Source organism: Mesorhizobium sp. B4-1-1 (assembly GCF_006439375.1).
Classification (GTDB): domain Bacteria; phylum Pseudomonadota; class Alphaproteobacteria; order Rhizobiales; family Rhizobiaceae; genus Mesorhizobium.
The window spans coordinates 127,092-147,994 of the sequence record NZ_VFTH01000002.1 but is presented as its reverse complement, the minus strand read 5'-3'; the positions used below and the strand labels follow the sequence as shown (position 1 = coordinate 147,994).

General features: G+C 64.3%; 16 protein-coding genes. 5 read left to right on the top strand and 11 right to left on the bottom strand.

All coding sequences use genetic code 11. The annotated features are described in order from the left end of the window. Complete coding sequence (hemA, locus tag FJW10_RS03520) at positions 1–1,278, bottom strand: 5-aminolevulinate synthase (RefSeq protein ID WP_140898427.1); 1,278 nt, start codon at positions 1,276–1,278, stop codon at positions 1–3. Between the two features lie 331 nt (positions 1,279–1,609). Here hemA and galE point away from each other — a divergent pair, with 331 nt between their 5' ends. Together galE and FJW10_RS03510 are read left to right on the top strand one after the other, a co-directional pair. Next, complete coding sequence (galE, locus tag FJW10_RS03515; protein ID WP_140898783.1) at positions 1,610–2,605, top strand: UDP-glucose 4-epimerase GalE; 996 nt, start codon at positions 1,610–1,612, stop codon at positions 2,603–2,605. Between the two features lie 182 nt (positions 2,606–2,787). Continuing rightward, positions 2,788–4,044, top strand: coding sequence for a D-amino acid dehydrogenase (locus tag FJW10_RS03510; RefSeq protein ID WP_140898425.1), 1,257 nt, complete (start codon positions 2,788–2,790; stop codon positions 4,042–4,044). A 224-nt stretch (positions 4,045–4,268) separates the two neighbouring features. On the opposite strand, the gene FJW10_RS03500 is transcribed toward FJW10_RS03510, so the two are convergent. The 7 genes from FJW10_RS03500 to FJW10_RS03470 form a co-directional block, all read right to left on the bottom strand. Beyond that, complete coding sequence (locus tag FJW10_RS03500; protein ID WP_140898423.1) at positions 4,269–5,627, bottom strand: FGGY-family carbohydrate kinase; 1,359 nt, start codon at positions 5,625–5,627, stop codon at positions 4,269–4,271. After that, positions 5,624–5,938, bottom strand: a complete 315-nt coding sequence (rhaM, locus tag FJW10_RS03495; RefSeq protein WP_181177396.1) for an L-rhamnose mutarotase — start codon at positions 5,936–5,938, stop codon at positions 5,624–5,626. The genes FJW10_RS03500 and rhaM overlap by 4 nt, the downstream gene beginning before the upstream one ends. Then, the gene (locus FJW10_RS03490; RefSeq protein ID WP_140898421.1) at positions 5,938–6,939 is read right to left on the bottom strand and encodes an ABC transporter permease; all 1,002 of its coding nucleotides are present in this window, start codon (positions 6,937–6,939) and stop codon (positions 5,938–5,940) included. The genes rhaM and FJW10_RS03490 overlap by 1 nt, the downstream gene beginning before the upstream one ends. After that, positions 6,936–7,913 carry an ABC transporter permease gene (locus FJW10_RS03485; RefSeq protein ID WP_140898419.1) on the bottom strand — a complete coding sequence of 326 codons (978 nt, stop codon included), beginning with the start codon at positions 7,911–7,913 and terminating at the stop codon, positions 6,936–6,938. Before FJW10_RS03485 ends, FJW10_RS03490 begins: the two co-directional genes overlap by 4 nt. Further along, positions 7,910–9,445, bottom strand: a complete 1,536-nt coding sequence (locus FJW10_RS03480; RefSeq protein WP_181177407.1) for a sugar ABC transporter ATP-binding protein — start codon at positions 9,443–9,445, stop codon at positions 7,910–7,912. Before FJW10_RS03480 ends, FJW10_RS03485 begins: the two co-directional genes overlap by 4 nt. A gap of 106 nt (positions 9,446–9,551) precedes the next feature. After that, complete coding sequence (gene rhaS, locus FJW10_RS03475; protein ID WP_140647400.1) at positions 9,552–10,547, bottom strand: rhamnose ABC transporter substrate-binding protein; 996 nt, start codon at positions 10,545–10,547, stop codon at positions 9,552–9,554. Between the two features lie 55 nt (positions 10,548–10,602). Then, positions 10,603–11,412 carry a DeoR/GlpR family DNA-binding transcription regulator gene (locus tag FJW10_RS03470; protein ID WP_140898415.1) on the bottom strand — a complete coding sequence of 270 codons (810 nt, stop codon included), beginning with the start codon at positions 11,410–11,412 and terminating at the stop codon, positions 10,603–10,605. Between the two features lie 188 nt (positions 11,413–11,600). On the opposite strand from FJW10_RS03470, the gene FJW10_RS03465 reads away from it, so the two are divergent. The 3 genes from FJW10_RS03465 to ggt all read left to right on the top strand — a co-directional run bounded on the left by FJW10_RS03465 (position 11,601) and on the right by ggt (position 16,924). After that, positions 11,601–13,703, top strand: a complete 2,103-nt coding sequence (locus FJW10_RS03465; protein ID WP_140898413.1) for a bifunctional rhamnulose-1-phosphate aldolase/short-chain dehydrogenase — start codon at positions 11,601–11,603, stop codon at positions 13,701–13,703. 89 nt (positions 13,704–13,792) lie between these two features. After that, the gene (gene rhaI / locus FJW10_RS03460) at positions 13,793–15,085 is read left to right on the top strand and encodes an L-rhamnose catabolism isomerase (protein WP_140898411.1); all 1,293 of its coding nucleotides are present in this window, start codon (positions 13,793–13,795) and stop codon (positions 15,083–15,085) included. A 99-nt stretch (positions 15,086–15,184) separates the two neighbouring features. After that, positions 15,185–16,924 carry a gamma-glutamyltransferase gene (ggt, locus tag FJW10_RS03455; protein WP_140898409.1) on the top strand — a complete coding sequence of 580 codons (1,740 nt, stop codon included), beginning with the start codon at positions 15,185–15,187 and terminating at the stop codon, positions 16,922–16,924. 43 nt (positions 16,925–16,967) lie between these two features. On the opposite strand, the gene FJW10_RS03450 is transcribed toward ggt, so the two are convergent. The 3 genes from FJW10_RS03450 to FJW10_RS03440 all read right to left on the bottom strand — a co-directional run bounded on the left by FJW10_RS03450 (position 16,968) and on the right by FJW10_RS03440 (position 20,691). Further along, the gene (locus tag FJW10_RS03450) at positions 16,968–17,312 is read right to left on the bottom strand and encodes a hypothetical protein (RefSeq protein WP_140647415.1); all 345 of its coding nucleotides are present in this window, start codon (positions 17,310–17,312) and stop codon (positions 16,968–16,970) included. A gap of 161 nt (positions 17,313–17,473) precedes the next feature. Continuing rightward, the gene (locus FJW10_RS03445) at positions 17,474–18,829 is read right to left on the bottom strand and encodes a sigma-54 dependent transcriptional regulator (RefSeq protein WP_140898407.1); all 1,356 of its coding nucleotides are present in this window, start codon (positions 18,827–18,829) and stop codon (positions 17,474–17,476) included. Further along, on the bottom strand, positions 18,826–20,691 hold the full coding sequence (locus FJW10_RS03440; protein WP_140898405.1) for a sensor histidine kinase: 1,866 nt from the start codon (positions 20,689–20,691) through the stop codon (positions 18,826–18,828). Before FJW10_RS03440 ends, FJW10_RS03445 begins: the two co-directional genes overlap by 4 nt. Between the last annotated feature and the right edge of the window lie 212 nt (positions 20,692–20,903).

Here is a 20,903-nt window from a genome sequence, read left to right as displayed (position 1 = left end):
TCACCCGCCTGACTTCGGCACCAGGAGCGGAATGATCCGATCGGTCTTGGCGACAGCGGGACGGCCGGAGTTGGCATAGGGAATGCCCAGCGCATCCCAGGTCTCGACCAGCGCGTCCTGCAATTCGGCGATCAGCGCGTCCGAATGGAACGGCGTCGGCGTGATGCGCAGCCGCTCGGTGCCGCGCGGCACGGTCGGATAGTTGATCGGCTGGATGTAGATGCCGTGCACGCCGAGCAGGCGGTCGCTGGCCATCTTGCAAAGCTCGGGGTCGCCGACCAGCACCGGCACGATATGGGTGGCCGATTCCATCACCGGCAAGCCGGCCGCCGCAAGCACCTGCTTGGTGCGCGCCGCCTGGCGCTGCTGCGCGTCCCGCTCGGCCTGCGAGCGTTTGAGGTGGCGGATCGAGGCGGTGGTGGCGGCGGCGATGGCCGGCGGCAGCGCGGTGGTGAAGATGAAGCCCGGTGCATAGGAACGCACGGCGTCGATCACAGCGCTGGTGCCGGTGATGTAGCCGCCCAGCGTGCCGAAAGCCTTGGCCAGCGTGCCCTGGATGATGTCGATGCGGTCGGCCAGGCCTTCGCGCTCGGTGATGCCGCCGCCGCGCGGTCCGTACATGCCGACGGCATGGACCTCATCGATATAGGTCATGGCGTTGTAGCGCTCGGCGAGCTCGACGATCTGCTTGATCGGCGCAATGTCGCCGTCCATCGAATAGACGCTTTCGAAGACGATCAGCTTGGCGCGTTCGCGCCCGGCCGCCTGCAGCAGGCTTTCCAGATGCGCGACGTCGTTGTGGCGGAAGATCTTCTTTTCCGCGCCCGATCGGCGCACGCCTTCGATCATTGAGGCATGGTTCAGCTCATCCGAGATGATCAGGCAGTTGGGGAGCAGCCGCGCGATGGTCGAGATCGAGGCCTCGTTGGAGACGAAGCCCGAGGTGAAGACAAGGGCTGCTTCCTTGTCGTGCAGGTCGGCGAGCTCATGCTCCAGCTCGACCAGCGGGTTGGACGTGCCGGAGATGTTGCGGGTGCCACCGGCGCCCGAACCCATCTTGCCGGCCGCGTTCTGGAAGGCGGCGATGACATCCTCGTTCTGGCCCATGCCGAGATAGTCGTTGGAGCACCAAACGGTGATTTCCTGGGCGCGGCCGTTGGAACGCCAGATGGCGCGCGGGAACTTGCCCACCATGCGCTCGAGGTCGGCGAAAACGCGGTAGCGACGCTCGGCGTGGAGCTGGTCGATCGCATCTTCGAAGAACCGCTGGTAATTCATGTCCACTTCCCAATTTTGCGGCGGATAATAGTCACTGCCCCATGCCGCGTCCACCGGACCCAACCGGTCAAAATGCCACGCCTTTACCCTGTTCCTAACGATGCCGGATCGTGGCCTATTCCCGGCTGTTTGAAGCGGTCTTGTTTCAGTACGATGCCTCGGGCGGGAGGAACTGTTACGGACTTAACACTGTAGGGAGGCCAATGCATATCGCCCAAAAGTGCACAGCGGTTTGGGCGAACGACATAGGATTTAACGGGCTTGCGGCGGGGTTTCCAGCACGGTGGCTGTTGAGACAGTTTCCGATAAATCTTGATCAGCGAGGTAGATGATGACGGTTTTGGTGACGGGCGGTGCCGGCTATATCGGCAGCCACATGGTCTGGGAGCTGCTGGACGCCGGCGAGGGCGTCGTGGTGCTCGACCGGCTTTCCTCCGGATTCGAATGGGCGGTGGCCCCCGAAGCAAGGCTGGTCGTCGGCGATGTCGCCGATCGTGACCTGGTCGGCCGGATCATCCGCGACAACAAGGTCGATGCCATCATTCACTTCGCCGGTTCGATCGTGGTGCCGGAATCGGTCGCCGACCCGCTCGGCTACTACGAGAACAACACCTGCAAGACCCGCACTCTCATCGAAACCGCGGTGCGCGAGGGCGTGCCGCACTTCATCTTCTCCTCCACCGCCGCCGTCTATGGCGGCGCAGGGCTGGAGCCGGTGCGCGAGGATGCTCGCCTTGCACCGGAATCCCCCTATGGCCTCTCTAAGCTGATGAGCGAGTGGATGCTGCGCGATGCCGCCCTGGCGCACGACATCCGCTACACGGCGCTGCGCTATTTCAACGTCGCCGGCGCCGATCCAAAGGGCCGCACCGGACAGTCGACGCCCGGCGCCACGCATCTGATCAAGGTCGCCTGCGAGACCGCGCTCGGCAAGCGCCCCTTCATGCAGGTCTTCGGCAATGACTATCCGACGCCGGACGGCACATGCATGCGCGATTACATCCATGTCAGCGATCTCGCCGCCGCGCACCGGCTGGCGCTGCAGCGGCTACGCGCCGGTGGCGAGAGCCTCGTCGCCAATTGCGGCTACAGCCACGGCTATTCCGTGCTTGAGGTGATCGACAGCGTGCGCCGCGCCTTCGGCCATGACTTCGATGTGCGCATGGGCGACCGCCGTCCGGGCGACGCCGCCGCCGTGGTCGCCAATTCCGAGCTTGCCCGCAAGGAACTCGGCTGGACACCGCAGCGTGACGATCTCGACTTGATCGTCAACGATGCGCTGGCATGGGAACGCATTCTGACGACCAAGAACTCCGTTCGGACCTGAGCAACTCTAGGAAAAGCGTGTAGCGGTTGGATTCGGCGGCTTCGCCGTAGCCTTCCGTCCGGAATTCCGTAGTGAACTGAGCTGTTGGGCCAAGGGCTCGTCCGGCGCGTTTGGACGCGGTATTGAGCCTCATGCAGCGGCGCGCGGAGGCGCGCTGCCCTGTTCGATCCTGAGGGGACGGCATGAAAGTCTTGGTTCTCGGCGCCGGCGTGGTTGGCACAGCGGCCGCCTATTATCTGGCAAAGGACGGTCACGAGGTGACGGTTATCGAGCGCCACGAGGCGGCGGCGCGCGGCACCAGCCAGTCGAATGCCGGCCTGGTCTCGCCGGGCGACGCAACCGCCTGGGCCTCGCCCGCCGCGTTGAAGACCTTCCTGCGCGCGCTCTGGAACCACGACCTCGGCATCAAGGTCAGGCTGCGCCTCGATCCCTACTTCTATGCCTGGAGCCTGCGTTTTCTGCGCGAATGCACGGTGAAGCGCCTGCGCGCCAATACCGATATCAAGCTCAGGCTGGCACTCCACTCCCGCGCGTGCATCAACGCGCTGTCGGAGGCGACCGGCATCCATTACGACGAACGCAGGAAGGGCATTCTCTACTTCTTCCGATCGCAAAAGAGCCTCGACACCGGCACCGACAATTACCGCTATCTCGGCGAGCACGGCCTGCCGATCGAGATCGTCGGCCGCGAGCGCCTGGTCGAGCTGGAGCCGGGCCTTGCCGGCGTGAAGGAAAAGATCGCCGGCGGCATCTATTCGCCGATCGACCAGACAGGCGATTCCAAGCAGTTCACCGACAGGCTCGCCGCCTATGCCGCCGAGAAGCTCGGCGTCAAATTCCTGTTCGGCACGACGGTCCAGGGCTTCGACATCGAGGGCGAACGGGTGCGCGCCGTCATGACCTCGGCTGGCCCGGTTAAGGGCGACGCCATCGTCATCTCCATGGGGCCGGAAAGCGGCCTGCTCGGCCGCCGCTACGGCATCGACCTGCCGGTCTACCCGGTGAAGGGCTACACCGCGACGATTCCCCTGGAAGACGAAAGCAAGGGGCCGACCATGGGCGGCGCCGACGAGGACCGGCTGATCGGCTATTCGAGGCTCGGCAATCGCCTGCGCATGTCCTCGACGGCCGAATTCACCGGCTTCGACCGCAGCTTCAAGCCCGGCGATTTCAGAACCATCCTGGAAACCGGAAAGGATCTTTTTCCGGGCGCCTTCGACGAGAAGAAGGCCGTGCTCTGGGCCGGCCTGCGGCCGATGATGCCAAACTCGGTGCCGGTGATCGGCCAGGCGAAATACCGCAACCTCTATCTCGACACCGGCCACGGCCATGTCGGCTGGACCATGGCCTGTGGCTCGGGACAGTTCCTGGCCGACGTCGTCGCCGGCCGCAAGCCGCAGATCGACCCGCGGGGACTGCTTTACGGGGCGGCGCGCTGAGAGATCCTTAATTGCCGAGGTCGGCGCTGCCCCTCATCCGCCTGCCGGCACCTTCTCCCCGTTGAACGGGGAGAAGAGAGCTGGCCGCGATGCCGGCATCCATTTTGCAACGCTGGCGATTGGCGAAGCCGTCGACGACACAGCTTTTTTCTCCCCGTCACTATACGGGGAGAAATGCCCGGCAGGGCAATGAGGGGCAGCGCCGACTGTCAGATAGTGGTCGATTACGTCTGAACAGCCGACTGCCACGCCCTTACATAATCGCGCCAGGCGCGCTCGGACGGAGGCCTGGTGCGCTCACCCTTGTCCATGACGGCGGCGCCATCCGACGCCAGCAGCGCGGCGCCGATGCTGGTGCCGGTCGAGGTCTCCGATGCAATGACGGGCCTTCCCGTCGCTGCCGCCAGCATCCGGATGAAAAGCGGGTTCTGCGCGAACGGTCCCTCGACGGTTGTCGGCCCCTCGCCGCCAATCAGCTCCAGGCAGGTCACGGTCATCAGCGCCAGATAGAATGAGATGGCGGCGAAGCGTTGGCCGGAGTCCAGGTCGTCGGCGTTACACCATTGCGCGGCGCGATGCGGAAACGGTCCGGAGCCCTGCTGAGTGGACGGCAGCAGCAAAGCTTTCCGCGCCAGCACAGCGACAACGTCGTCTTCGCTCCATTCCTGTGGGTGGCCGTCGGTCAAAAGCGAGAACTCGCGTCCGCCCATGAAACGCGCCGACGGCACGGCATCGCCGAGCGCATTGACGTTGACCAGTGTATCCCGCGCCGCATCGAGCTCGACCTTCCGGCCGCCTACCGCCATCGATATCACCCATGTGCCGGTCGAGACGACCGAGAAGGGCGGTGCGTCGGACAACAGATGCGGCAGCAGCGAGGCGTTGGAATCGTGCAGTCCGCAGAATACGGGCGTCTGCGGGTCGAGCCCTGTGCGTTGCGCCAGCTCCGGCAGGATCGGGCCAAGCCGATCCTTGGCTGGCCGCACCGGCGCCATCAACCGGCGCCAGCCCATCCTGTCGACCAGCGAGGAATAGTTGGACGTCCAGGGATTCCACAGATCGGTGTGGCAGCCGAGCGACGTCACCTCATTGGCGGCGACACCGGTCAGCCGCAGCGTCCAGTATTGCGGATACATCAGCATCGCGGCGGCCTTGGCGAATTCCGCCGGGAAGCGCTTCTGCTGCCAGAAGAATTGCGCGCCGAGATTGAGGCCGATCGGCAACCGCGGCGTACCGGTTTCGGCGAAGGGCGCACGCACGGCGTCGTAGTCGGCCGCGAGCTGGCCAGGGCCGTCGAATTCATAGTCGAGCACCGGCAGCACCAGTTCGCCTGATCGGTCGACCAGCGCGCCGGTCGCGCCATGTGTGGTGATCGATATCGCATCGATCCGCTGTTCGCGGTTGAGATCGGCCAGGCTGTCGAGGATGAATGTCCACAGCGCCTCGACATCGTGATGCGGGTAGGGCGCCTGCCGCACAGGAGCATTGGCGATACGGCACAGTGCAATCTCACGCAGCGTCCCGAGATCGACCAGCGCCACCTTGGCGTTGGTCTTGCCTATATCGATGACGGCGACGATCATGCCATATGGAACACGGTTTCCAGCGGCACGGCCACCGGCTCGTTGTCGGGTTTGGTCTCTATGAGGTCGGCCATATGCGCCCACCAGCGCTGCATCACGGGGTGCTTCGGAAGGTCGGCCATGCCGTGGTCATCATGGCGCCACAGCACCCCGAACAGGATGTTGGTCTCCTCGTCGAGATGGATCGAATAGTCGGAGACGCCGGCCTGCTTCAGCAGATCAACCAGCTCAGGCCAGATCTCGTCATGGCGCCGCTGGTACTCGGCCTTCATGCCGGGATTGAGCTTCATCTTGAAGGCGTATTTCTCCATCAGGCGAAGCGTCCCTCGCGCAGCCGGCGCCAGATAATGGGCAGCGCGATGACGATGATCAGCAACAGGCCGATGAAGATCGACATGACGATGCCGGGCACGTTGAGCAGTCCGAGGCCGAACGTCACCAGCCCCATGATGAAGGCGGCGAGCACGACACCCAGAATGCTGCCGGCACCGCCGAGGATCGAGACGCCGCCCAGCACCACCATGGTGATCGCCTCGAGCTCGTAGCCCTGCGCGATCGACGGCCGCGTCGAACCGAGCCGCGAGGTGATCAGCACCGAGGCGATGCCCGACATCAGCCCGGTCAGGCAGAACAGGATGAACTTGATGCGGGTAACGCGCACGCCGGAGAACTGGCAGGCCACCGGGTTGTTGCCGATGGCGAAGACCCGGCGACCGAAGCTCGTACGGTGCAGGACGAACCAGTAGATCAGTGCCGCGACCAGGAACAGCGCCAGCTCGAACGAGAAGACCCACCAGACATAGCCCTGGCCGAACAAGGCGAAGCTTTCCGGATAGCCTTTGTAGGCCTGGTCGCCGAGGATGATGAAAGCGATGCCGCGGAACAGGCTCATCGTGCCGATGGTGACGACGATGGAAGGCAGGCCGAGGCGGGTGACCAGCAACCCATTGAAGGCGCCACAGGCGAGGCCAACGACGATGCCGATCGCCACCAGCACCGGGGTGCCGGCGCCGGCCTGCACGGCCATGCCCATCATCGTCGAGGATAAAGCCACGATCGCGGCAACCGAGAGATCGATCTCGCCGGAGATGATCAGCAGCGCCATGGCTAGAGCGATCAGCCCCTTTTCGGTGAAGTTGAAGGTCAGGTCCGACAGCGACCACGGATCGAGGAAATAGGGCGAGGCGAAGCTGTTCACTGCGAAGATGGCGACCGCGATGACGACCAGCAGCGCTTCCCAGGAGAAGATCGCCGAGGACAGCGGCTTGTCGAGCCGGTCGGGGATGTGGCGCGGGGCAGGGGTGTCGGTCATGCCGCTTCCGCCTTTCTGAGGATGATGCGGCCCTGCCGGCGCTCGCCGCGCGCGTTGAGCACCACGGCCAGGATGATGGCGCTGCCCGAGATCGCCATCTGCCAGAAGGGCGAGATGTTGATCACCGGCAGCGCGTTGGAGATGATGCCGAGGAACAGCGCCCCCAGCACGGCGCCGCCGACCGAGCCGATGCCGCCGGCGATCGAGATGCCGCCGATGACGCAGGCGGCGATGATGTTGAGCTCATAGCCGTTGGCGACCTCGACCGAGGCGATCACATAGCGCGAGATCCACAGATAGCCGGCAAGCCCGCCGATCATGCCGGAAATGCAAAAGACGATGAATTTTGTGCGGCCGACATCGATGCCGGCATAGACCGAGGCGGTTGGGTTGACGCCGATGGCGTAGATCGAGCGGCCGATCGCGGTGCGCGTCATCACCAGGAAGAACAGCGCAATCACGACGATCGCGATCCAGGACAGCACCGGCAGGCCGAGGAAGGCAACGCGCTGGAAGTTGATGAAGTCCTGGCTCATCTGGTCGGCATTGACCCAGGCGCCGCCGGAGACGACGAAGGTGGCGCCCCGATAGATGGTGAGCGTGCCCAGCGTCACCACGATCGACGGGATGCTCAGCCGCCACACCAGGAAACCGTTGATCGCGCCGAGCACCAGGCCAACCAGCAGTGCGATGACGATCAGCACCGGGATCGGGATCGCCGGGTGCGCTGCGTTGAGCATGGCCACCACCATTCCGGTGAAACAGAGGTTGGAGGCCATCGACAGATCGACCGAGCGCGTCAGAATGACCACCATCTGTCCCAGCGCCAGGATCATCAGGATCGAGGTGTCGTTGAACACCTGGCGCAGATTGGCGGGGTTGGCGAAGCCGTGGAAGCGCGTCGAGATCAGGCCGATCAGCACGACGATGCTGGCAAGCAGCCAGATCTCGCGATATTTGAGGAAGCTCTTCATGCCGCGATCCCCGCTGCCGTCCGAACCAGCGTTTCGGCGTCGAGATCCTTGTTGTCGTAGGTCGCCGCGATACGGCCTTCGCGCATGACCACGACGCGGTCCGACATGCCGAGGATTTCGGGCAGCTCAGACGACACCATGATCACCGACAGGCCTTGCGCGACCAACTCGGCCATGAAGCCGTGCACGGCGGCCTTGGAGCCGATGTCGATGCCCTTGGTCGGCTCGTCGAGGATGATCACCTTGGGCGCGGTCGCCAGCCATTTGGCGATGACCACCTTCTGCTGGTTGCCGCCGGAAAGCGTGCCGACATCCTGGCTGAGCGATGAGGCGCGCAGGTCGAGCCGCTCGGTGTAGGAGCGGGCGAGTGCGAGCTCCTCCGCCAGCCGCAGCACGCCGGATTTCGAGGTGCGCGCCAGCGAAGGCAGCGACACGTTCTGGAAGATCGGCAGGCCGATGACCACGCCCTGCTTGCCGCGTTCTTCGGGCACATAGACGATGCCGGCCTCGATCGAATCCGCAGCCGATTTCGGTGCGATCGTCCGGCCGTCGAGTGAAATCGCGCCCCGGCTCGTGCGGGTGATGCCGGCGATCGCCTGCATCACCTCGCTGCGCCCGGCGCCGACCAGCCCGTAGAAGCCGAGGATCTCGCTCTTGCGCAATTCGAAGCCGATATCGTCGAACTCGGTCGGATGCGACAGGCCGGAGACGGACAGCACCGGCGCGCCGATCTTCGGCTCGCGTTGCGGAAAGATGTGGTCGACATTGCGGCCGACCATCATGCGTACGATCTCGTTTCGGCCGGTGTCTTTCAGCAGGCCTTGGCCCACCATCTCGCCGTCGCGGAAGACGGTATAGCGGTCGGCGATACGGTAGATCTCGTCGAACTTGTGGCTGATGAACAGCACGGCCTTGCCTTCGCTCTTCAGGAATTCGATCAGGAGAAAGAGCTCCTCGATCTCCTTCATTGAAAGGGCAGCGGTAGGCTCGTCCATGATGACGATGCGCGCATCGATCGACATGGCGCGGGCAACGGCGACAAGGTGCTTGTTGGCGATGCCGAGATCTCTCAGTCGTGCATCGGCGTCGATATGGCCGGCGCGCATCGTCTCCAGCACCTCGCGCGCATTCTTGCGCATGGTGCGCCAGTCGATGGTGCCGAAACGGGTGCGCGGCGCGTGGCCGAGGAAGATGTTTTCGGCAACCGACAGATCGTCGAACAGCACGGTTTCCTGATGGATCGCGGTGATGCCGTGGCCGAAGGCGGCATGCGCGCTGGGCAGCGTCGTGGCCTGGCCGTCGATGCCGATCTCGCCCGAGTCGGGCTGGTAGACGCCGGTCATGATCTTGACCAGCGTCGACTTGCCGGCGCCGTTCTCGCCGATCAGCGCCGTCACTTGTCCCGGAAAGAGCGACAGGCTGACATTGTGCAGGGCACGCACGCCCGGGAAACTTTTCGAGATGCCCGTGAGCGTCAGGCGAGGAGAGGTGCTTTGGGCCGGGCCTGGAGGCTGGGGCCGCTCCGTCTCCATTTCGCGCTGGGCTGTCGTGTCCATATCCGTATCAGGCCCTGAGAGAAGGTCGGTTTGAAGATGCGGCGGGAATTGTCCCGCCGCAGGAGCTTGAAGTCGACCGGGATCAATAGATCTTGGAGAACTTCTCGATGTTGGTCTTGTCGAACTGGAAGGGCGGAGCCATCGCAGCCGAGTTGGTGTCGTCGAGCGTCACCTTGCCGACGCGGCCGATCGACAGTGTAGCGCCGGGCTTGGCCTCTTCCTTCTTCACCGCCAGGTCATGGGCGAGGTAGATCGCCGAGTAGCCGAGATCGATCGGGTTCCACAGCGCGACAGCCTGCGAAGCGCCGTTGTCGATGAACTTCTTGAACTCGGACGGCAGCGCCAGCCCGGTGACGTTGACCTTGCCGATAAGGTTCTCGTCGGTGACGACCTGCGCGGCGGCGACGACGCCGACGGTGGTCGGCGCGATGATCGCCTTGAGGTTCGGATAAGACTTCAGCAGGCCCTTGGCTTCATCGGTGCTCTTGGCCGAGTCGTCATCGCCATAGACGGTGGCGACCAGCTTGATCTTCGGGAACTTCTCCGGCAGCACCTTCTTGGCCGCTTCGATCCAGGCATTCTGGTTGGTCGCCGTCGAGGACGCCGAGAGGATCGCTACGTCGCCGCCTTCCGGCAGGTAGTCGGCTGCGAGCTTGATGATCGTCTCGCCGATCAGGCCGGTGTCGGACGGGTTGAGGTGGAGCTGGCGGCCTTCTTTGGCGACGCCCGAATCCCACGAGATGACGGTGATGCCGCGCTCCATGGCCTTCTTCAGCACAGGCACCAGCGCATCGGCGTCATTGGCCGAAACGGCGATCGCATTGACCTTCTGCGCGATCAGCGAATTGATCACTTCGATCTGCGCTTCGGCCGTCGCCTTGGTCGGGCCGGTGTAGATGACATCGACATCGCCCAGTTCCTTGGCTGCTTCCTCGGCGCCCTTGTTGGCGGCGTCGAAGAAGCCATTGCCGAGCGACTTCACCACCAGCGCGATCTTGACGTTCTCGGCATAGGCGGCATTCACGAACATGGCGGCTGAAAAGGCCGCCGTAACCAGCAGTTTCTTCAAAAAGCTCATCGAATATCCTCCCTTGAGCGTTGCATTCCATCGCCGCTGCGGGCGTGAGTTTCCCTCAGGCCTGCAGTGAAGATTCTTCCTTGTCGCTTGACTGTCTGCGGGCGACGATCAGCGCCACGCCCGCCGTTTCCAGCATCTTGGCCTCGCGGTCCTCGATGCCGTCGTCGGTGATCACGGTCGCGATGCGCGACAGCCCGCATAGGATCAGGCTGGAGCGCATGCGGAATTTCGAGGAATCGACCAGCACCACCAGCTCGTCGGCCTGGTCGATCAGCTTCTGTTCCGCCTGGATCAGCAGCGGATCGCCTTCCATCAGTCCGAGCGGCCCCAGCCCCTGCGCGCCCATGAACATGCGCCGCGCATAGAAGTTGCGCGTTACGTCGTTGTCGAATGGCGACAGGATGATGTTCTGCTCGCGGTAGATCGTGCCGCCGGACAGCATCACCGTGTTCTTCGAGTGCTTGAGCAGATGCTCCGCGATCGGGAAGGAGTTGGTGAAGATCGGCATGCGGCGGCCGGTCAGGAAATGCACCATCTGGAAGGTGGTGGTGCCGCCATTGATGATGATCGGCTCGCCGTCCTTGCACAGGTTCACCGCTTCCCGCGCGATCGCCCGCTTCTGTGTGGCGTTCAGCGTTTCGTTGACCGAGAAGGGCCGGCCGGCAAGGCCGATGAACTGCGGCGGCGAGATCGCCTCGGCGCCGCCGCGCACCCGGCGCAAGCGTTTCTGGACATGGAGGGCCGCGATGTCGCGCCGGATCGTCGCTTCGGAGGAGTCCGTCAGCTCGACCATTTCCTGCACCGTCACCACGGGTTTTTCCTGGACGGCGGACAGAATGATCCTGTGGCGCTCTTTCTCGTGCATGGTTCCTCCCTGCCAAGCATCAGGCCTTAGAAAACGCGCAGTGTCAATCATTTCCGATCAAATATTTTCTTTGTGCAGTGCGATATGATCGATATTGATCGTTTGTGATTGACAAGCGCGGAGCTTGCGTAGACATTCCCGGGCGAGAAATGAGGGGTGCGGCGTTCGCGCTCCAAGGGAGGATACCTATGCTCGACAAGCGCTCCGGCTCGCGCCTCGCCAATCTTTGGGACGATGCAAAAGCCGAAGGGATGAGCGGTCCCGAGCTCCTGGTCTATCGCTCGAATACGCTGGGGTCCGACAAGCGCGTCACCAATTACGGTGGCGGCAACACCTCGTCCAAGGTCCGGCAGAAGGACCCGCTCACCGGCGAGGAGGTGGAAGTCCTCTGGGTCAAGGGCTCCGGTGGCGACAGCGCCTCGATCAAGCTTGACGGTTTCGCCACGCTTTACATGGACAAGCTGCGTGCCATCAAAGGTCTTTATCGCGGCGTCGAGCACGAGGACGAGATGGTGGGCTACCTGCCCCACTGCACCTTCAACCTCAATCCGCGCGCGGCCTCGATCGACACGCCGCTGCACGCCTACGTGCCGAAGGCCTGCGTCGACCACATGCATCCCGACGCCATCATCGCGGTCGCCGCGGCCAAGGATTCCAGGGCGATCACCAAGGAGATCTTCGGCGACGCCATCGGCTGGCTGCCCTGGAAGCGGCCGGGCTTCGAGCTGGGATTGTGGCTGGAGAAATTCTGCCTCGAAAACCCCGAGGCCAAGGGCGTCGTGCTCGAAAGCCACGGCCTGTTCACCTGGGGCGACACGCCGAAGGAATGCTACGAGACGACGATCTCGGTGATCAACCAGGCGATCGACTGGTTCGAGCGCAAGTCGCAGGGCAAGGCGATCTTCGGCGGCGAGGCGGTCCAGTCGCTCGACGCATCGGCGCGCCGCGCCATCGCCGCCAAGCTGATGCCGAGGATCCGCGGCCTGATCTCCGAACAGAGCCACAAGCTCGGCCATTTCGACGATCAGCCAGCCGTGCTCGAATTCGTCAATTCGAAGGACCTGCGGCCGCTGGCGGCGCTCGGCACATCATGTCCCGACCACTTCCTGCGCACCAAGATCCGACCGCTGGTGATCGAGTTCGATCCGGCAAAGCCCGATGTCGACGCCGTCATCGCGCGGCTCGCCGAAGACATTGCCGCCTATCGTGTCGGCTACCAGGCCTATTATGACAGCTGCAAGCATCCGGACTCGCCGGCCATCCGCGATCCCAATGCCGTGGTCTATCTGATGCCCGGCGTCGGCATGTTCACCTTCGCCGGCGACAAGGCGACTGCGCGCATATCCGGCGAGTTCTATGTCAACGCCATCAATGTCATGCGCGGCGCCTCGACCGTCTCGTCCTATGTCGGCCTGCCCGCGCAGGAAGCCTTCGACATCGAATACTGGCAGCTCGAGGAAGCCAAGCTCCAGCGCCTGCCGAAGCCGAAGGCGCTGGCCGGCCAGATCGCGCTGGTCACCGGCGGCGCCGGCGGCATCGGCCGCGCCACCGCCAACCGGCTGCTGCGCGAAGGCGCTTGCGTTGTGCTCGCCGATATAGACGAAGCTGCTTTGGCCAGCGCCAATGACGAGCTCTCGAAGGCTCACGGAAAAGACTTCGTCCGTCCGGTGCGCATCGATGTCACCTCCGAGGAACAAGTGCTTTCCGCCTTCGCCGAAACGGCGGTCGAATTCGGCGGCATCGACATCCTCGTCTCCAATGCCGGCTTGGCATCCTCGGCGCCGATCGAGGAGACGACGCTGGCGCTGTGGAACAAGAATATGGACATCCTGTCCACCGGCTATTTCCTCGTCTCGCGCGAGGCTTTCCGCCTATTCCGCGCCCAGAAGATCGGCGGCAACGTCGTCTTCGTCGCCTCCAAGAACGGCCTTGCCGCATCGCCGAATGCGTCCGCCTATTGCACGGCCAAGGCGGCCGAGATTCACCTGGCCCGCTGCCTGGCGCTGGAGGGCGCGGAGGCACAGATCAGGGTCAACGTCGTCAATCCGGACGCCGTGCTGCGCGGCTCGAAAATCTGGACCGGCGAGTGGAAGGAACAGCGCGCCGCCGCCTACAAGATGTCGACCGACGATCTCGAGGAGCATTACCGCTCGCGCTCGATGCTGAAGCGCTCGGTCTTCCCGGAAGACGTTGCCGAGGCGATCTACTTCTTCGCCTCCGACATGTCGGCCAAATCGACCGGCAACATCGTCAACGTCGACGCCGGCAACGCGCAAAGTTTTACGCGATAAGCTTCCTTCTCCCCGTTCAACGGGGAGAAGGTGCCGGCAGGCGGATGAGGGGCAGCGCCGGCCGAACGTATTCTTGGGAGGAATAGCCTTTGTCCGAGACCATCATTTCCGTCGACCTCGTCGCCAGCCACAACGCCGCGCGCAAGCCCGACCTCGAGCGCGATTACGCCTCGCTCGGCGAGCGCCTCGACCGGCGCGGCATCGCCATCGACGCGATCCGCGACAAGGTCGAGAAATTCGGCGTGGCGATCCCGTCCTGGGGCGTCGGCACCGGCGGCACGCGCTTTGCCCGTTTCCCCGGCGCCGGCGAGCCGCGCGACATCTTCGACAAGATCGAGGACTGCGCCGTCATTGCCCAACTGACGCAGGCGACGCCGACCGTTTCGCTGCACATTCCGTGGGACAAGGCCGATCCGAACCGGCTGAAGCAGGCGGCGTCCCGCTTCGGCCTTGGGTTCGACGCCATGAACTCCAACACCTTCTCCGACGCCAAGGACCAGAAGCTCTCCTACAAATTCGGCTCGCTCTCGCATGCCGATGCCGGCACGCGCCGCCAGGCGGTCGAGCACAATCTCGAATGCATCGAGATCGGCAGGACGCTCGGCTCCAAGGCGCTGACGGTGTGGATCGGCGACGGCTCGAATTTCCCTGGCCAGGTCAATTTCGCCAAGGCGTTCGAGCGCTATCTCGACGCCATGCGCGAGATTTATGCCGGCCTGCCGGCCGACTGGCGGCTGTTCACCGAGCACAAGATGTATGAGCCGGCCTTCTATTCGACCGTCGTGCAGGACTGGGGCACGAATTACATCATTGCCAGGGAGCTCGGCGACAAGGCCTTCTGCCTGGTCGACCTCGGCCACCACGCCCCCAACGTCAACATCGAGATGATCGTGTCGCGGCTGATCCAGTTCGGCAAGCTCGGCGGCTTCCACTTCAACGATTCCAAATATGGCGACGACGACCTCGACGCCGGCTCGATCGATCCCTATCGGCTGTTCCTCGTCTTCAACGAGCTGGTCGATGCCGAGCTCTCCGGGGCGGACAGCTTCAACCCGGCGCACATGCTCGACCAGAGCCACAACGTCACCGATCCGATCGAAAGCCTGATGCTGTCGGCGGTCGAGGTGCAGCGCGCCTATGCGCAGGCGCTGCTGATCGACCGCAAAGCGCTGGATGGCTTCCAGGAGGAGAACGACGCGCTGATGGCGACGCAGACACTTAAAAGCGCCTACCGCACCGATGTCGAGCCGATCTTGGCGATGGCCAGACTGCGCACTGGCGGCGCGATCGATCCGGTCGCGGCCTATCGCGAGGCCGGCTACCGGGCCAAAGTCGCGGCCGAGCGGCCCGCAGTCGCCGGCGGTGGCGGCGGCATCGTCTGACAGGCAGATATCGGATTTGATCTGGTCCAGCGCCATTGGCGGTGGACAGGTCCGCCGGCAGGGTCTTTCCTGTGCGTCCCCAACGCCAGGAGCACCGCCATGCCCTTGACCCGTCGGACGCTGATCGGCGTCACCCTTTCGCTCGCAATTGCCCTCGCGCCGCCGACCATCGTCCTCGCCGCCTCGCCGCAACCGGCCAAGGGCGAGCACGGCATGGTGGTGACGGCCCAGCATCTGGCGACCGAGATCGGCGTCGGCGTGCTGAAAAAGGGCGGCAATGCGGTCGATGCCGCTGTTGCCGTCGGCTATGCGCTCGCCGTCGTCTATCCCAATGCCGGCAACATCGGCGGCGGCGGGTTCATGACCGTGCGCATGAAGGACGGCCGTACGACCTTCCTCGATTTCCGCGAGCGCGCGCCGCTCGCCGCGACCAAGACCATGTATCTCGACAAGGACGGCAATCCGGTGAAAGGCGCCAGCCTCGACGGCTACCTGGCGGTCGGCGTGCCGGGCTCGGTCGCCGGCTTCGAGATGGCGCGCGAGAAATACGGCACGCTCACCAGGCAGGATCTGATGGCGCCGGCCATTGCCTACGCCAAGGACGGCTTCGTGCTCAACCAGGGCGATGCCGCGTCGTTCGCAGACGGCGCCGATCGTCTGGCAAAGGATCCCGCGGCCGCCGCGGTCTTCCTGAAACCGGATGGCAAGCCTTACGGGATTGGCGAGAGGCTCGTTCAGCCGGACCTCGCCGCCTCGCTGTCGGCGATCTCGGAAAAGGGGCCGGACGCCTTCTACAAGGGTGCTATCGCGGACGCCATCGTCAAGGCGAGCGGCGCCAAGGGCGGCGTTCTTGCCAAGGGCGATTTCGAGCAATATGCCGTGCGGGAGCTGAAGCCGGTGACCTGCTCCTATCGTGGCTACGAGATCATCTCCTCGCCGCCGCCGAGCTCGGGCGGCGTCATCATTTGCGAAATCCTCAACGTGCTCGAATTCTATCCGCTGTCCTATCTCGGCGCCGGATCGGCCGAAACGGTCCATGTCATGGTCGAGGCCATGCGCCATGCCTATGTCGACCGCAACTCGGCGCTGGGCGACCCGGATTTCGTAGACAATCCGGTCTCGAAACTGCTCGACAAGAACTATGCCAAGGACATCCGCGACAAGATCGATCCGTTCCGCGCCGGCGTGTCGAAGGACCTGATGCCCAAGGGTTTCGGCGAGTCGAAGGAAACCACCCACTATTCGATCATCGACAATGACGGCAATGCGGTCGCCGTCACCTATACGCTGAACGGCTCCTTCGGCGCCGGGGTCGTCGCCGACGGCACCGGCATCCTGCTCAACAACGAGATGGACGACTTCACCCAGAAGCCCGGCGTGCCGAACCTCTACGGGCTGGTGCAGGGAGAGGCGAATGCCATCCAGCCGAAGAAGACGCCTTTATCCTCGATGAGCCCGACGATCGTGACCAAAGACGGCAAGCCGTTCATGGTCATCGGCAGTCCGGGCGGTTCGCGCATCATCACCATCACGCTCGAGGCGATCGTCAATGTCATCGACCACGGCATGGACATCCAGCAGGCGATCGACGCGCCGCGCATCCATCATCAATGGCTGCCGGACACCATCTATGTCGAACCGTTCGGGCTTTCGCCGGACACGGAGAAGCTGCTTGCCGGCATGGGCTATCACCTGGACTTGAGCGACAAGACCTGGGGGCAAGCCGCCGGCGTTCTGGTCGGCGGCAAGAGCCTCAGCGAGATCGAGAAGGGCGGCGGCGCGCGCTACAACGGCGCCATCGACAGCCGCGCGGCCGCGGGCGAGGCTTTGGGGTATTGAAGCATGATCCCAAAAAGCGGGAACGGATCATGCTCAGATAAAATTACACGACCAGCGTGATGGTCGAGGCGATCAGCATCACTGCGGCGATGGCGACGAACAGCGCATAAATGCGCGGCCGGTCTAGCAGCAGCGCATTGCCGGAAATCCAGGCCGCCGTGGCCCCGCCAAGCGCGAACAGGAAGCCGTTGCGGTGGCCGAAGGACATGGAGGCGGCCATCAGGCCCCCGATGATCAGCGCGCCGAAGACGATGATGACGGCGACCGCGTATTTCTCGAAATCATTGCCGCCGCCCATCGCCGGCCCCATCGCATTGAGATTGGGCAGGTCGTCCGGGTCGAAAGGGTTGGTCGAGCCGTATTCGTCTTGACCGAGGGATTCGCGCATTATTCGTTCTCCGCTGAGCGGCAACAAACCATCAACGCCTGCCGAGCGCAACCCGGCAACGCCGCCACGGCGACGCGTTCGCCGCCCGGCTGATGCCCGAGTGCCACGGTTTCCCGGTCGGTTTCAACGAGGCAGCGGCACTGCGGTTCCACCTGTTTGATCTACCTGGAAAAATCGCTGCGCACGATGCCGTGCCGCTGCAGCTTGTCGTAGAAGGTCTTGCGCGGAATGCCGAGCGCCTCGATGGTGCGGCGGACGTCGCCGTCATTGCGACCAAGTGTCTCGCGGATAATTTCGGCTTCGTAACGATCGAGTCGTTCCGGCAAGGGCATGGGGGTGCCGATCTCCGTTGCCGTGGGGGAAGACGCTTCGGCAACGTCGTCCAGCCCGAGCACGAAGCGTTCGGCGAAGTGGGCGAGTTCGCGCACATTGCCGGGCCAGTCATGTTCGCCGAGATGGCGCTGAACCACGGCGGAGATCGCCGGCACGGCGCGCCGGAAGCGGGCGGCGGCGCGATCGGCGAAGTAACCGAACAACAGCGGCACGTCGTCCCGCCGCTCGCGCAGCGGCGGGATCGAAAGCGTCACCACATTGAGCCGGTAATAGAGGTCCTCGCGGAAATTACCGCGCTGGCCGGCGTCGCCGAGATCGACCTTGGCTGCGGCAACGACGCGCAGGTCGACCGGCCGGATCTCATTGGTGCCGAGCGGCGTCACCTCGCGCATTTCGAGCACGCGCAGCATCTGCACCTGCGTCGCGGGCGGCATGCTCTCGATCTCGTCGAGGAACAGCGTGCCGCCGCTCGAATGCTCGATGCGGCCTACGCGCTTCTTCTGCGCGCCGGTGAAGGCGCCGGCCTCGTGTCCGAACAACTCGCTTTCGATGACCGTCTCCGGCAGCGTGCCGCAATTCAGAGCGACGAAATTGCCCTTGGCGCGGCGGCTCCAGCGATGCAGCAGGCTCGCCACCACCTCCTTGCCCGAACCGGTCTCGCCGGTCACCAGAACGTCGACATCGGTGTCGGCTATCTGCCGCAATGTCCGGCGCAGCCGCTCCATGGCCGGCGTCTGGCCGATCAGCGGCAAGCCTTCCTGCGCCTGCTCGGCCGCCTCGCGCAAGGCGCGGTTTTCCATCACCAGGCGGCGTTTTTCGGCGGCGCGGGCAACGCTCTGCGCCAGCCTGTCGGCAGCGAAAGGCTTGGTGATGAAGTCGTAGGCGCCGTCCTTGATCGCCTTCACGGCCATCGCGATATCGCCATGGCCGGTGACTAGGATGACGGGAATATCGGGGTCGAGCCTCAGCACGCGGTCGAACAACTGCAGCCCGTCGATCTCCGGCATGCGGATGTCCGACACCACCACGCCGGCGAAATCCCTGTCGAGCGCCGCCAGCGCTTCCTTCGCCACGGCGTGGGCCGACACCGCAAAGCCGGCAAGCTCCAGCGTCTGTCTTGTCGCCTTGAGCAGATCGCTGTCGTCATCGATCAGGATCACCGGGGCTGGATCGTGCTTCGTCATGCAGCGCCGGCTTTCGAAAGGTGGATGATGAAGCGTGTTCCCTGGCCACTGCTCGAAACCTCGATGCGCCCGCCATAGTCGGTGACGATGTCCTTGGAGATGACAAGCCCGAGCCCCAGGCCTTTTTCCTTGGAGGTGTTGAAGGGCGTGAACAGCGATTTCAGGATCGCGGACGGAATGCCCGGGCCGTTGTCCGAGACGATGAGCGCGACGTCATCGCCGGTCTCGGCCGCCGAAACCTCGACTTTCGCGTCGTCGCGGCCATCGAGTGCCTCCAGCGCGTTCTGGAAAAGGTTGATCAGCACCTGCTCCAGCCGCAGCCGGTTGCCCATAACCTTCAGCGCCGCCGGCGGCAGCGTGATCGCCAGCGCATCCAGCCGGCCGGCGAAGCGGCTCCTGAGCAGCACGACGGCGCCTTCGATCACGCCGCGCAGTTCGACTGGTTCGGCGGCGGTGCGGCCCTTGCGGGCGAAAGCTTTCAGCTCTTCGGTGATGGAGCCGATGCGCTCGGTCAGCGCGGCGATGGCACCAAGGTTTTCCTCGGCTGAGGCGCTCTGCTTGCGTTCGAGGAAGACGCGCGCATTGTCGGCATAGGCGCGGATCGTCGCCACCGGCTGGTTGATCTCATGCGCGACGCCGGCGGCGACCTGGCCAAGCGTGGCAAGCCGGTTGGCCTGCACCAGTTCCTGCTGCATCACCTGCAGCCTGGCTTCGGTGCTGCGATGGTCCGCGATCTCGGCCTGCAGCCGGTCGCGCGCCAGGCTCAGATCCTGCGTGCGCTCGATGACCCGGCGCTCGAGCTCGGCGCGCGCGGCCTGTTCGGCGGCAATCCGCATCTGGCCGGATTGCCGGCGCCACAACAGATAAGCGGCAAAGGCAATGAGCGGCACGAGGACACCGAGCACCAGGAGCCGCATCTCGCGCTGCGCCGCCGCGACCGGTGCTTCGGCAGGAAGGAGATAGTCGAGGCGCCAGGGTGTCGACGGCACGGCGGTGGAAAGCCGCAGATATTCCGCATCGCTGCCGCCGGGCGTGATGGCCTGGACAAGCGCGACATCGGGGCTGAGCGGTTGCGGTTTCGTGATCGGCAAGGGCACCAGCGGCGCATCGCCGAATTGCTGGCTGGCGCGGATGTCGGCCGTAACCGGAGCGGCCAGCGGCGCCGTCGTCATGAAACGCCAGGAGGGCACGCTCGTGATCAGCACCACGCCATGCGCATCGCTGACATAGGCCGGGCGGTTCGCCTCGTGCCAGTCGGCCTCGAGCTGGTCGAACTCCATCTTGACGACGACGACGCCGAGCGGCCCCGAAGCGCCGTCGACGCGGCGCGAGATGTAGAGGCCGGGACGTTTGCTGACATTGCCGAGCGCGAAATATTCGGCCGTGCCGGTTTCCATCGCGACAGAGAAATAGGCGCGAAAACCATAGTCGTTGCCGACGAAGCTCACCGGCTCGCGCCAATTGCTGGAGGCGATCGCCAGGCCGTCCGTGCCGGTGACATAGAGCACCGAGGCCTTGGTGCCCGATACCAGCCCTTCGAGCTTGCGGTTGAGCACGTCGATCGATGCGGGGTTGCGCTCCGTCAGCGCATCATGCACCTGCTGGTCTTCCGACAGGAGCAGCGGCAGCGCGCGAGGATTTTCCAGCACCGCGCGCAGCAGCGCGACTTTGAGGTTGGCGTCCGTGCGCCCTTGCGCGGCCAGGGTCTCGATCTCGGCCGAGCGACCATAAAGCCCGGCGCCGTAGAGCGCCGCGAGCACGATCAGCAGCGCCACCGCCGTAAACAGCAGCCAGGTGCGCCGCGCCCGCCCGGCAAGCAGTTCGGGCGTTGGGGCGAGGGCAGCGGCCGGGCGTTGCAGCATGCTACATCTGTGCATGATTTCGCACAAAGCGCAATTCGATCTATGCGGATAACCGCACTGGCCTTCTCCAAGGCTCTTGTCGCGGGCTCAAAAAATCCAACAAAATCAATAAAAGCGAGACTTCGGGCATCATCTGGCACGCGGGTTGCAAATGCATCCGCAGCAGCCGCGAGGCTGTGGAGGTCAACAGCCCCCTGGGAGGTCGAGCGTCT